This window comes from Blautia sp. SC05B48 (assembly GCF_005848555.1).
GTDB lineage: Bacteria > Bacillota > Clostridia > Lachnospirales > Lachnospiraceae > Blautia_A.
In genome coordinates this window covers 2,360,671-2,373,316 of sequence record NZ_CP040518.1, presented here as the reverse complement: position 1 = coordinate 2,373,316, position 12,646 = coordinate 2,360,671, and the positions used below count along the sequence as shown (strand labels likewise).

At 46.3% G+C, this 12,646-nt stretch carries 12 protein-coding genes; 1 reads left to right on the top strand and 11 read right to left on the bottom strand.

The window, feature by feature from the left end; translation table 11 throughout:
* Window positions 1-85 precede the first annotated feature (85 nt).
* From EYS05_RS10945 to uraA, 3 genes are all read right to left on the bottom strand, one after another.
* Window positions 86-574 carry a regulatory protein RecX gene (locus EYS05_RS10945; protein ID WP_118513042.1) on the bottom strand — a complete coding sequence of 163 codons (489 nt, stop codon included), beginning with the start codon at window positions 572-574 and terminating at the stop codon, window positions 86-88.
* A 3-nt stretch (window positions 575-577) separates the two neighbouring features.
* Entirely contained in the window at window positions 578-1,630 is a 1,053-nt protein-coding gene (gene recA / locus EYS05_RS10940; protein ID WP_118513041.1) for a recombinase RecA, read from the bottom strand.
* Window positions 1,631-1,894: 264 nt separating this feature from the next.
* Window positions 1,895-3,100: a uracil permease gene (uraA, locus tag EYS05_RS10935; protein WP_180214278.1), complete on the bottom strand. Its 1,206-nt coding sequence runs from the start codon at window positions 3,098-3,100 to the stop codon at window positions 1,895-1,897.
* Window positions 3,101-3,333: 233 nt separating this feature from the next.
* Between uraA and pepT the strand changes: the two genes are divergently transcribed.
* The gene (gene pepT, locus EYS05_RS10930) at window positions 3,334-4,560 is read left to right on the top strand and encodes a peptidase T (protein WP_118513127.1); all 1,227 of its coding nucleotides are present in this window, start codon (window positions 3,334-3,336) and stop codon (window positions 4,558-4,560) included.
* Between the two features lie 133 nt (window positions 4,561-4,693).
* On the opposite strand, the gene EYS05_RS10925 is transcribed toward pepT, so the two are convergent.
* The 8 genes from EYS05_RS10925 to EYS05_RS10890 all read right to left on the bottom strand — a co-directional run bounded on the left by EYS05_RS10925 (window position 4,694) and on the right by EYS05_RS10890 (window position 12,537).
* Complete coding sequence (locus EYS05_RS10925; protein ID WP_138277159.1) at window positions 4,694-6,319, bottom strand: putative polysaccharide biosynthesis protein; 1,626 nt, start codon at window positions 6,317-6,319, stop codon at window positions 4,694-4,696.
* Between the two features lie 15 nt (window positions 6,320-6,334).
* Complete coding sequence (gene ung / locus EYS05_RS10920) at window positions 6,335-7,009, bottom strand: uracil-DNA glycosylase (RefSeq protein WP_138277158.1); 675 nt, start codon at window positions 7,007-7,009, stop codon at window positions 6,335-6,337.
* 21 nt (window positions 7,010-7,030) lie between these two features.
* Window positions 7,031-7,789: an imidazole glycerol phosphate synthase subunit HisF gene (gene hisF, locus EYS05_RS10915; RefSeq protein ID WP_138277157.1), complete on the bottom strand. Its 759-nt coding sequence runs from the start codon at window positions 7,787-7,789 to the stop codon at window positions 7,031-7,033.
* A gap of 2 nt (window positions 7,790-7,791) precedes the next feature.
* Window positions 7,792-8,424 (bottom strand): imidazole glycerol phosphate synthase subunit HisH, encoded by a 633-nt coding sequence (gene hisH / locus EYS05_RS10910; RefSeq protein ID WP_118513036.1) that lies wholly within the window; start codon window positions 8,422-8,424, stop codon window positions 7,792-7,794.
* 146 nt (window positions 8,425-8,570) lie between these two features.
* Complete coding sequence (locus EYS05_RS10905; RefSeq protein ID WP_118624155.1) at window positions 8,571-10,088, bottom strand: sensor histidine kinase; 1,518 nt, start codon at window positions 10,086-10,088, stop codon at window positions 8,571-8,573.
* Complete coding sequence (locus EYS05_RS10900; RefSeq protein WP_015526981.1) at window positions 10,085-10,765, bottom strand: response regulator transcription factor; 681 nt, start codon at window positions 10,763-10,765, stop codon at window positions 10,085-10,087. The genes EYS05_RS10905 and EYS05_RS10900 overlap by 4 nt, the downstream gene beginning before the upstream one ends.
* 225 nt (window positions 10,766-10,990) lie before the next feature.
* Window positions 10,991-11,857: a phosphatidylserine decarboxylase gene (locus tag EYS05_RS10895; RefSeq protein WP_174235845.1), complete on the bottom strand. Its 867-nt coding sequence runs from the start codon at window positions 11,855-11,857 to the stop codon at window positions 10,991-10,993.
* On the bottom strand, window positions 11,854-12,537 hold the full coding sequence (locus tag EYS05_RS10890; RefSeq protein WP_138277156.1) for a CDP-alcohol phosphatidyltransferase family protein: 684 nt from the start codon (window positions 12,535-12,537) through the stop codon (window positions 11,854-11,856). Before EYS05_RS10890 ends, EYS05_RS10895 begins: the two co-directional genes overlap by 4 nt.
* Window positions 12,538-12,646: the final 109 nt, after the last annotated feature.

Sequence of the window (12,646 nt, the reverse complement as noted above, 5' to 3'; positions counted from 1 at the left end):
AAAAAGCAGATTTTGGTTAGCATATGTGAACTGGCTCTTTTCTCGTTACTATTCACTGGGAATATTCCGCGAGGTGTTTTCAGAGTTATTCTATATCATGTTTCACCCGGATGTTCATTTCTTCCAGGGTATGGGAAATATCTTCATACCGGAACGCCCTTCTGGCCAGGTATCCATACAGCCTTCTCATCTGTCCTTCATCAAGCTCTGTGTCCGGTGCATATTTCTTCTCGATCGTCCTGCGTAATATCTCCCGCTCGTCCGGTTCCATAAGCTCTTCCATCTCATTCCAGGCATCCAGGGCAATCTGACGGTCCACGCCCTTTAACTGAAGTTCCGAGAGTATCTTCTGACGGCTCCTGGTTTCCATGCGGAAGGAGATATAGGTTCTGGCATAACGGGCATCGTTGATATACCCATAGGACTTCACATAAGCAATGGCATCTTCTACTGCCTCCGGTGAAAATTCAGCCTGACGGAGTTTATCCGTCAGGCCTTTCTCTGTGCGGTCCATATGTTCCAGAAGCCGCATGGCTTTCTTTCTTGCACGGTTTCGTTCTTCCAGATCCAGCATGGACTACTCTTCCTTCTCTGTATCATCTGCCTGTACTGCTGCTTCTGCTGTCTCATCTGCCGGATCCAGATGATAATGTACACGAACCTTCTTCTCAATCTCATCGCGGATCTCCGGATGCTCTCTCAGGAATAATTTGGCATTCTCACGTCCCTGTCCGATCTTATCCCCTTCATATGCATACCAGGCTCCGCTCTTGTTTACGATGGAGCATTCTGCAGCCAGATCCAGGATATCTCCCTCTCTGGAAATACCGGTTCCGAACATGATATCAAACTCTGCCTGCTTAAATGGCGGAGCGACCTTGTTCTTAACTACTTTCACACGGGTGTGGTTTCCGACCATCTCACCACCCTGCTTCAAGGTTTCCACACGACGTACATCCATACGGACAGATGCATAGAATTTCAGCGCACGTCCACCGGTTGTAGTTTCCGGATTGCCAAACATCACTCCAACCTTCTCACGAAGCTGGTTGATAAAGATCACCACGCAATTGGACTTGCTGATAACAGCCGTCAGTTTACGGAGTGCCTGTGACATCAGACGGGCCTGCAGACCTACATGGCTGTCTCCCATATCTCCTTCGATCTCTGCCTTGGGAACCAGAGCTGCAACAGAATCCACAATCACGATATCCACAGCACCGGAACGTACCATAGTCTCTGTGATCTCCAGCGCCTGCTCTCCGTTATCCGGCTGTGAAATATAAAGGTTGTCGATATCAACACCTATACTCTTGGCATAAACAGGATCAAGAGCATGCTCCGCATCGATAAATCCTGCGATTCCGCCTCTCTTCTGCACCTCAGCGACCATATGTAAGGCTACCGTTGTCTTACCACTGGACTCCGGTCCGTAGATCTCCACGATACGTCCCTTGGGAACACCACCTACACCAAGGGCGATATCCAGGCTTAAGCATCCTGTGGGAACTGCCTCCACCTGCATATGGGAGCTGGAATCTCCAAGCTTCATGACAGAGCCTTTACCGAACTGTTTCTCAATATTTCCAAGGGCCGCTTCCAACGCCTTCTGCTTCTCTTCACTGATCATTATGTAATCTCCTATTCTTTATTCTCTTTCTAATCAGGTTTCCTGCAATCCGAACCTTTGTTCGTGTTTTCTGTATTACATAGTATTATAAAACGGAATGATTGTCAATAAGATACTTGAAAATCCCTCTGTTTTTTTGTTGACAGGATCTCTAAAAATCCGACAAAAGGCTTCCCATACATGATTTCTTTTTCCTCTCTGAATACAAAAAAGCAGATAAAAAGATTTCCCTCTTCATCTGCTTTTTATGCAATACATTTCCTGTTACTGATCGTTGGTCAGCTTCAGTTTGTCCAGAATATAGAATACAAGGCTTAACGCCATGGCAACCACACATGCCAGCACCATACCGGTAAGCTCAACATTTCCAAGCTTCAGGGCAATTCCGGAAAGACCTACAACAAAGACAACGCTTGTCAGCGTCAGATTTCTGGACTTGCTGTAATCCACGTGATTGTCAACCAGCATGCGAAGTCCGGATGTTCCGATCATTCCGTAAAGAAGGAAGGAAATCCCACCGATCACCGGACCGGGAATGGTACTGATCAGGGCTGCCAGTTTACCAAGGAAGGAACAGCAGATAGAAAGCACTGCCGCACCACCGATCACCTGTACACTGTAAACCTTTGTCACCGCCATGACACCGATGTTCTCACCGTAAGTAGTTGTCGGCACAGAACCAAGGCATCCGGAAACTGTGGTAGAGAAGAAATCTGCAAACAGGGATCTGTGAAGCCCCGGATCTTTCAGAAGATTTCTTCCAACAATCTTTCCGGTTACGATCTGATGGCCGATATGCTCGGAGGTTACCAGAAGCAGTGCCGGAAAGATCGTCATAATGGCCTCAAAATTAAATTTCGGAGATGTAAAGTTGGGAAGAGCAAAAAATGCCGCTTCCCTTACCTGTGTAAAATCCAGAAGCCCGCATGCACCTGCTGCCACATATCCCGCAATGATCGCAATCAGGATCGGAATAACAGAAAGGAAGCCTCGGAACAGGATCTGCCCGAATACCGCAACTCCAAGTGTGACCAGAAATACGATCACATTCTTCGGATCTACCTTATCGTCCAGAAGTCCTGCCGTACTTGCCGCATTTCCCGCAAGCTCCAGACCGATCAGTGCCACTACCGGTCCCATTGCCGCTGTAGGAAGCACGATATCGATCCAGTCTGTTCCGCACTGGCGGACAATCAATGCCACACACATACCAGCAATACCCAGAACAACGAAACCACCAAGGGCATACTCATATCCATACTTGCTGATCACCAGAAGAGCCGGTGAAAGGAAGGCAAAACTGGAACCTAAATAAGCCGGTGCCTTTCCTTTTGTGATGAAAATAAAAAGGAGTGTTCCCACACCATTCATCAGAAGCACAATAGCCGGACTGATACCAAAAAGGAATGGCACCAGCACGGATGCTCCGAACATGGCGAACATGTGCTGGATACTTAACGGTATCAGCATCTTTGCAGGTACTTTTTCTTCGACCTGTATGATTCTTTTTTCCACTCTCAAATCCTCCTGTTTTTTATTATCTCACAGATTATAGCACAGGTTTTCACATCGTGGGAGATTTTTTACACAAATATGCAGATACTGTGTGTTATACTGTTATTATCTCCGGAAAAACAGACATATTCCATAAATACAGCTGCCGTCTGTTCCGGAAGGAATTTTTCAGAAAGGACTATTTTTCTATGAAAGCATACCAGCGACTTCTATCCTATGTAAAAATATCCACCCCCAGCAATGAAGAAAGTGCTTCTTCCCCCTCTTCCCAGTGCCAGTTTGACCTGGCCCGGCTTCTTGTGGAGGAACTGAAAGATCTTGGGATCTCCGATGTGTCTCTGGATGAACACTGTTACGTTTATGCACATCTTCCTGCTACAAAAGGCCTGGAGCACTGCAAAGCACTGGGCTTTATCGCTCATATGGATACGGTTTCCGATTTCTGTGACCATGTAGTCACACCGGTGGTCACAGAAGATTACGATGGAAAAGAGCTCCCTCTCGGCACAAGCGGCAGAACCCTTTCCCCGGAAATGTTCCCGCATCTTGCTTCACTTGCCGGGCGTACCCTGATCACCTCAGACGGAACCACGATCCTGGGCGCAGACGACAAGGCCGGCATTGCAGAGATCATCACTGCGCTGGAGCATATCCTTACGGAAAAAATACCTCACGGACCTCTCTGCGTCGCTTTTACTCCGGATGAAGAAATCGGCATGGGACCGGCCCACTTTGATGTAAAAAAATTCGGTGCGGATTATGCATATACCCTGGACGGTGATACGGAAGGCGAGATCCAGTACGAAAACTTTAACGCCTGCAGTGCAAAAGTAACCTTCCAAGGAGTTAATGTACATCCCGGTTCTTCCAAAAATACCATGATCAACGCTGCTCTCGTTGCCATGGAGTTTAATTCCATGCTTCCATCTGCGGATACTCCAAGGAACACAGCGGACTATGAAGGATTTTTCCATCTTTGCTCCATGAAAGGAGATGTTTCCCAGGCTGAACTTCAGTATATTGTCCGTGATCACGATGCCGCTTCTTTTGAAGTACGCCAGAAAACGCTCTCACATATCGCAGAAATCCTCAATGAAAAATGGGGCAAAGGCACCGTAACTCTTACCATCACCCAGCAGTACCGCAATATGAAAGAGGTCATCGATACCTGCCCGTGGCTGATCATCCTGGCAGAGGAAGCCTGCCGTAACTGTGATGTCGCACCTCTCATCCTGCCTATCCGCGGCGGCACAGATGGTGCACAGCTAAGCTTCATGGGACTGCCCTGCCCGAATCTCGGAACCGGCGGACATGCCTATCACGGGCCTTATGAGCACATCACAGTGGAAGGAATGGATGCCGCTGTAGAAGTTACCCTGGAGATCATAAAGCTGTTTTCCCAGAGGGAATACTGAAAAGAAACTTTTTTCAAAACCTGCATTACCAGTAATCTGAGATAATGTAAAAAACACCCGCAGATCATCCGGTCCATCATTCGCCGGAATAAATCTGCGGGTATTTTTTTATTATCCTGTAAAACTCTCAAAATCAGATGATCTTCATCATTCTCGCCAGCTTCTTCATATATCTTCCACCAGGCATCATACCCAGCTCTTCTTCACCAGGCTTGCTTACAAACAGATATACAATAAAGTATACAACTGCTGCCAGCATCACGGAAATACCCAGGCAGATCACATTGGAATGGATCAGCGCATACAGACCGTAATACACCACTCCCGCAACAACCCCCATCGGGATAGATGCCAGGAACGGGCTTAAATAAGCACTTCTCCACGGATTCTTATAGCCCATATATTTCTTGATGGAACGGTCATTGAGAAGACACATCACAACCGCATAAACGATCTGGGCGATGACAATGGTATAAACACCAAGATTGGTAAATACCAGAAGCAGTGCCATGGCTATCACATCTGCCACCAGAGCAATGGCTGCATGGATCATCGGGAGCTTCGGCCTGCCGATCCCCTGAAGTACACCGTTGGTGATATTGGAGTTGCCATTCAGGATAATGGTGATTCCTCCCAGGATCAGAAGCTGTCCGCCTACACCGTTGGTTCCCGGGAAGATCAGTCTCGTGATCGGTCCGGAAAGAACTGCAAGACCTACTGCCGCAGGAATAGAGATCAGCATACTGATCCATGTGGCACGGTCCGTCTTCATATTTGCACCTTCAATATCGTGCATTGCATAATGAGCGGAAACCTCAGGGATCATAGATGTTGGTGCTGTACTCGCCAGGGTAAGCGGGATATTGATCAGCGTCATATAATATCCGTACTCGGAATACAAGGTCTGGATCACGTCCTTGGCAGCACCCTTGATATCCATGATACCGGAATACATATAGCTGTTGATATATCCGTTTACATTATAAATAAAAGCACTGAGAATGATCGGCATGATGATGAGCACGATATTGCTCATTACATGACCCATACTCTCATTTACAGAATGGCGGTCATTGACGATCCTTTTCCGGATGATCTTACGATTTATCCCATAAACGATCAGCATAAAGATCAGCGCGGAAGCCACACCTGCTCCGGTACCCATAGTAGCTCCTGCTGCACCCCAGCGATGAACCAGATCCATATCTCCTGTTGCAGAAAAATGCTGGATAAATACATGTGACATCAGAAGCGCAAAGGTTGCCACAAAGATCTGCTCAATGATCTGCGAGATCGATGTAGGCATCATATTGCGGTATGCCTGGAAATATCCACGGAATACACCGCAAAGACCGGACATGAAAATTGTGGGCGCAAGCATCTGCAGTGCCAGACGGGCGTTCGCCATACTGTCAGGAACCAGGATCCCTGCACCAAATACACAGATCAGCGCCACGATACCGCCGGCAACTGCCGCATAGATCAGTGCGCCGTAAAATACCTTCTGTGCATCCTTATATCTGTGAAAAGCAATCTTCTCCGCCATGATCTTGGATACAGCCTGAGGAATACTGAAGGACGCAATCATCAGCAGAATAAAATATACATTCTGTGCAAACTGAAAAAGTGCAAAGCTCTGACTTCCCAGTGTGGTTGAAAGCGGACTCTTATACAGCATTCCGATGATCTTGGAGATCAGCGCCGCAACCATAAGAAAAGATGCGTTTTTCACAAGTGTGTTATCATTTTTTTTACCCATTTTACTTTCCCTAACTTAAATATTCTCAATCTGCCAGTCAATGGGTTCTACCCCATTGGCTTTCAAAAATTCATTAGCCTTGCTGAAATGCCTGCATCCGAAAAATCCCCGGTAGGCAGAAAGGGGACTTGGATGTGGTGCTTCCAGGACCAGATGCTTCGGATTATGAAGCATGGATGCCTTCATCTGAGCAGGCCGCCCCCAGAGAAGAAACACGATCGGGCGATCCTCCTGGTCCAGGATCCGGATGGCCGCATCGGTAAACTGCTCCCAGCCGATCCCTCTGTGGGAATTGGCCTGATGTGCACGTACAGTCAGCACTGTGTTCAAAAGAAGCACGCCCTGCTTTGCCCATTTTTCCAGATTACCGTTATTTGGGATATAACATCCCATATCATCCTCAAGTTCCTTATAAATATTCACCAGAGATGGCGGTGTTTCCACACCTTTTTTTACAGAAAAGCAAAGCCCATGGGCCTGTCCGTCATTGTGATAAGGGTCCTGTCCCAGGATCACAACCTTTACCTGATGCAGAGGCGTAAAATGAAACGCATTAAACATATCTTCCGGCGGCGGAAAAATCTTTCTTGTTCTGTATTCTGTCATCACGGTTTTATAAAGTTTGGCATAGTAGGGCTGATGAAATTCACCTTTCAGTGCCTCCTGCCAGTCTCCTGCTATAGGAGCCATATCTATCACCTCTCATCCAACTTATCTTCTCACGGAAATTCCTTTTTCCGCAAGGTAATCCTTCACTTCCCAGATCTCCAGCTCTTTGTAGTGGAACAGAGATGCTGCCAGTGCCGCATCTGCTCCGCCTTCTGTCAGTGCATCATAAAAATGCTCCAGGGTTCCGGCACCACCGGAGGCGATCACCGGGATGGAAACCGCATCTGCAACGGCTCTTGTAAGTTCAATATCATACCCTGCCTTGGTTCCGTCACAATCCATGCTGGTAAGAAGGATCTCACCTGCGCCAAGTTCTTCCACCTTCTTTGCCCATTCAAGAGCGTCAATACCGGTATCCAGTCTTCCGCCATGTTTGTAGATATTCCAGCCGCCATCCGGTCTTCTCTTGGCATCAATGGCAACTACTACACACTGGCTTCCGAATTTCTGTGCAGCCTCATGGATCAGCTCCGGACGGTCGATAGCTGCGGAATTTACAGAAATCTTATCCGCACCTTCACGGAGAAGTTTCCGGAAATCATCTACGGTACGGATTCCTCCGCCTACGGTAAACGGGATAAATACGTTGGCTGCAACAGCTCTTACCATATCCACCACGGTATCACGCTCCTCACAGGAGGCAGTGATATCAAGAAAAACAAGCTCGTCCGCACCGGCGGCATCATAAGCTTTGGCAATTTCCACCGGATCTCCGGCATCCTTAAGATCAACAAAATTCACGCCTTTTACCACACGTCCCTTATTTACATCAAGACATGGAATGATTCTTTTTGTAAACATGATCATGCCTCCTCCTTTCCGGTACCTGCCTCAAGTGCCGCAAAATTCTCAAGGATCTTCAAGCCCCACCGGCTGCTTTTTTCCGGATGGAACTGACATGCAAATACATTTCCCTTCTCCACCGACGCATGGATGCATGTGCTGTACTGAGTAGTCGCTTTCACGATCTCTTTCTCCTCCGCCTGAAGATAATAGGAATGTACAAAGTAAACGTATGTGTTTTCCGGAATATCCTTAAATAATCTTCCGCTGTTCTGAATATGCAGGGAATTCCATCCCATATGCGGGATCTTCAGTCCCGGACTTGGCGGAATGCGCAGGATTTTTCCCTTCAGGATCCCAAGACCTTTCACTCCCGGTGTCTCATCACTGCTCTCAAAAAGCAGCTGCAGTCCAAGGCAGATTCCAAGAAAGGGCGTTCCCTTTTCCACGATCTCATGTATTACCGGAACAAGTCCGTATTTTTTGAGATTTTCCATAGCATCACCAAAGCTTCCAACTCCCGGAAGGATTACTTTATCTGCTTTCAGAAGCACCTGGGGATCTCTTGAGACGACAGTCTCCTGTCCCAGATACTGAAGTGCTTTTTCCACACTTTTGATGTTTCCCGCATCGTAGTCAATGATTCCTATCATAATAATGCTTCCTCCTGCTCTTTTGTATCTCGATATTCCTCTCTCACCTTCGATTTACATTGCTTTAGTATAACGCAAAAACAGGCGGTTGCAAAGACTTTTCTCTGCTGCCGCCCATTTTTTCACATTATCACGGTAAAGTTTTATTATTTCCGGTCCAGTGTAAACCAGAATTCCACGCCATTATCAAAGTTCTGCACACCATATTCCTGGTTCATACTTTCCATGATGGCCTTTACAATAGATAAACCGATACCGCTTCCGCCGTATTCCCTGGTTCTCGCTTTATCAACTTTATAAAATTTATTCCAAAGATTAGGTACATCTGCCTCAGGGATCGGGGTCCCTGTGTTAAACACACTGATCTTCACATGGTTATCCTCATCCTGCAGCTTGATCTCGATTTCTTTCTCTCCCTCCAGATGGTTCAGGGCATTGCTTACATAGTTTGTCACAACCTCTTCGATCTTAAACTCATCGGCCCATACATAAACCGGCTTCTCCGCCTCAAAGATCACTTTTGCATCCTTCTGTCCGATCATGATATTCATAGTCTGAAGCACGCCGCGAATCAGGGATACGATATCAAAACGCTCCATTACAACTGCATCTTTGCCGGATTCCAGCTGATTCAGTGTGAGAAGATTTTTTACCAGTTTATTCATCCTGGAGGCTTCATCCATGATGACATCGCAATAGAACTCTCTGCTCTCAGAATCATCGGAAATATTTTCTTTCAGGCCTTCTGCATAGCCCTGGATCAGGGCGATCGGAGTTTTCAGCTCATGAGATACGTTATCCAGAAATTCCTTCCGCATCTTGTCGATCTTGATCTTGTCCTCAATGTCGCGCTGCAGTTCATTATTTGCGGATTTCAGTTCACTGATGGTAGTCTCAAGCTGTGAAGACATCCGGTTGAAATTATCTCCCAGAACATCGATCTCATTGCCGACTTTGCTCTCGTATTTTGCTTCAAAATCCAAATCTGACATTTTTCTGGAAAGTTCCGTAAGCTCACTGATGGGACGGGTGATCCTCCTGGTCACGACCATAATGATCAGACCACTTAGGATTATGATCATCAGACCTACCGCAAAGTAAAACTTATTGGAAATATCAGCGCTCTCCCTGATGCTCTCAAGGGGTGTCCTTATGATAAAATAATGTTCATCATCCAGCTGTCCCCAGCATTCCACATAATCCATTCCCGCAAAACGGTCATGCGACTGCTGGATGGTATAATTGTCACCCTGCTTCAAGGTCCGGCTCTTATCCCCGTCCTCATCCAGACCGTAGACATATCCGAACAGCTTGCTCTGAAGCATTTTTTCATTTTCACCCCAGGAAAGCCAGCTGGTATTGCTGCTGTCAATGATAACCCAGGAAAGATTGTTTCTGGAGCAGGCTCTCTGGATCTCATCGGGAATACTCTCAGAACCTTTCGAGCTGTTGCTGTTCATCATCTTGTCAATATCTGTATTTTCCAGAGTTGTTCGGAGATCCAGAAGTACATCGATCTTTTTTGTCACATAGTATTTTTCAAGAAAGGCTCCGTTGATCACGGTAATAGTCAGAATGGATAAAAACAGCAGACCGATAAAGTATGCTGTGATCTGATGGCGGAGACTATGGATCTTTTTTATTTTTTCCTTCGGTTTTTTCATTCTCCTACCTCAAACTTGTAGCCCATCCCCCAGACTGTCTTGATATACTCTCCCTTATCGCCCATTTTACTTCTCAGCTTTTTGACATGAGTATCAATGGTTCTGGCATCTCCGAAATAATCATAATTCCACACAGAATTCAGGATCTTTTCTCTGGAAAGAGCGATTCCCTCATTCTCCAGAAAATAAGTCAGAAGCTCAAATTCCTTGAAGCTCAGATCCATCGGTTTATCATCTACCGTTGCCTGATGCGCTGCCTTGTCAATGACAATCCCACCTGCTGAAAGTATCTCATCCGGGTTGCTCTGTCCCGTTCTTCGAAGAATGGCTTCTACACGTGCTACCAGGATCTTGGGGCTGAAGGGTTTGGAGATATATTCGTCCACCCCGAGTTCAAATCCCAGAAGCTCATCACGCTCATCTCCTCTTGCTGTCAGCATAATGATGGGAACCTTGGAATTTTTGCGGATCTCACGACATACTTCCCAGCCATCCATCTTCGGCATCATCACATCCAGGATCAAAAGCGCAATGTCCTTTTCTTTATAAAAAATATCCATGGCCTCCTCACCGTCACCTGCTTCCAGTACCTGGAAATTCTTTTTGGTGAGAAAATCCTTTACCAGTTTTCTCATCCTGCTCTCATCATCTACTACAAGAATTTTTAATGCATCCATTCTATCTTCCTCCGTTTCTCAGTCGCTGTTCCGGCCAGCTGCTGACAGCCCGAAATGCTCTGTATTATCCCTCTTTACAAAAAGCTGAGCTTTTACTTCCGGTTCATTCTAAAGCGGATATTTCCATTCCACTTTGCTACTGCTCATAATATATCACAGGTTTGTGTTGTGTGTGTGAACGTAATTTCATTTTTTTTATTTTATCCGCCAAAAAAGGAGAACCCTCTAAAAGGATTCTCCGATCTTTTCTCCCATGAGTACTCTTGTTTCAATTCCTTCACGGGAATTGTTCAAAATATCTTCATCCGGCTTTACCGCATTTTTTTCAGTGATCAGCACAATGGTGGAGCCGCCGAAAGCAAAATTTCCTTTTTCGTCTCCCCGTTTCACAGATGCTTTCCTTGGTCGGTTTTCGATCCTTCCAACAAAAAGAGCACCTACCTCCATCATCAGCACGGTACGGAAATTCTCTGTTTTCAAAAGAGAATACTCTCTGCTGTTTTCCTTGTAGATCGGATAGGCATCGTTGGCCACGGGGTTGACTGTATGCAGGATCCCTGGGATCCTGATGCGTCCGGACTCCGCCGCATTGTCCGGATAAATATATCTGTGATAATCCTGAACGCAGAGACGAAGCACCCACACATAGCCACCCTGATATCTTTTTCCAAGAGAAGGATTCCTGAGAAGCTCCTCTATGGTATATTCGGTCTGTTTGATATGAAGACGGGCTTTTTCATCTGCCGGATACACACTCACCCTGCAGTCACAGGGACTGATAAAATGTCCCGGTTCCATATCAATATGGCGGGCACCCTCCCGGATCTTCCGCTTGAAAAAATCATTGTAGGAAGTATATTTACGCTTTTCATAATCACTCATATCCAGATGATTGAACCGTATAAAGGGTTTCACCGCTGCTGCCGAAAGCCTGGAATCCAGAAGCCATCCCATGGCAATGGAAACAACGGGAGTAACCAGCGGCCGGATCATCATACGTCCGGCCACAGAACCGTAAATTTTTTCCAGGAGATTGTTCTGAAAGGAATCCTCCTCTGTAATATGCCCCATTCTGTCCGCTGTCCGGATCATAGATTACCGCCTCTCTCCATAGAAAACTTGTAGAGATAATTGAACTTCCACCATCCTTCGTTGTAGAAAAGTACAAGAAGAACTGCCACCGCAACTACCGCAACAATGATCACCAGTTCCCGGTTGGTCGGCTTACGGAATTTAAAATCCAGGATAAACAGAAGTCCTACCGTCAGCATTGCAATGTGAAGGAGCACCACAAACCATTTATACTCCGGAAAAAGCAGAGATACCACAAACAGAAGCGGCAGGACCACAGACATGGATGTGATGGGAAGGCCCTGATAATATTTTCGGTTTTCGGAGGTTTCATTCTGGCGTTTTTCCTCCATGACGTTGAAATATGCCAGACGGATCAGGCCTGCCAGACCATAAAATAAAAGAATAGCTATTCCGTAAACATGACACATTCCAAGCTTAAATCCCAGCACAATGGGAAGGATTCCAAAACAGACGATATCTGCAAGGGAATCGATCTGGATCCCGAAGCATTTCTCTTCATCCGTTCTGTTTTTCTTGGTCCTTGCGATCTTTCCGTCAAACATATCGCACAGTCCGGAAAATGCAAGACAGCACACCGCTGCTGAAATATGGTCCGTCACAGCACAGAAGATTCCGATCATGGAAGAAACTACGCTTATGTAAGTCATTATTACCGTGTAATCATAAAATCCTATCATTTGCACACCTCTTTTTTCTTTTTCATGTCAGGCTATATTCACAGTCCCGCAGGAGACTTACCTGATCTGGGTCAAGCAGATCTCCGCGATCTGCATTCGATTAAATCTT

Coding starts and splice junctions, on each gene's coding strand:
- hisF (WP_138277157.1), bottom strand. CDS start 7,789: ATGTTTACAAAAAGAATCATTCCATGTCTTGATGTAAATAAGGGACGT.
- ung (WP_138277158.1), bottom strand. CDS start 7,009: ATGGCTCCTATAGCAGGAGACTGGCAGGAGGCACTGAAAGGTGAATTT.
- EYS05_RS10905 (WP_118624155.1), bottom strand. CDS start 10,088: ATGAAAAAACCGAAGGAAAAAATAAAAAAGATCCATAGTCTCCGCCAT.
- EYS05_RS10895 (WP_174235845.1), bottom strand. CDS start 11,857: ATGATCCGGACAGCGGACAGAATGGGGCATATTACAGAGGAGGATTCC.
- EYS05_RS10925 (WP_138277159.1), bottom strand. CDS start 6,319: ATGGGTAAAAAAAATGATAACACACTTGTGAAAAACGCATCTTTTCTT.
- hisH (WP_118513036.1), bottom strand. CDS start 8,424: ATGATAGGAATCATTGACTACGATGCGGGAAACATCAAAAGTGTGGAA.
- EYS05_RS10900 (WP_015526981.1), bottom strand. CDS start 10,765: ATGGATGCATTAAAAATTCTTGTAGTAGATGATGAGAGCAGGATGAGA.
- EYS05_RS10945 (WP_118513042.1), bottom strand. CDS start 574: ATGCTGGATCTGGAAGAACGAAACCGTGCAAGAAAGAAAGCCATGCGG.
- recA (WP_118513041.1), bottom strand. CDS start 1,630: ATGATCAGTGAAGAGAAGCAGAAGGCGTTGGAAGCGGCCCTTGGAAAT.
- uraA (WP_180214278.1), bottom strand. CDS start 3,100: ATGCTGATACCGTTAAGTATCCAGCACATGTTCGCCATGTTCGGAGCA.
- EYS05_RS10890 (WP_138277156.1), bottom strand. CDS start 12,537: ATGATAGGATTTTATGATTACACGGTAATAATGACTTACATAAGCGTA.
- pepT (WP_118513127.1), top strand. CDS start 3,334: ATGAAAGCATACCAGCGACTTCTATCCTATGTAAAAATATCCACCCCC.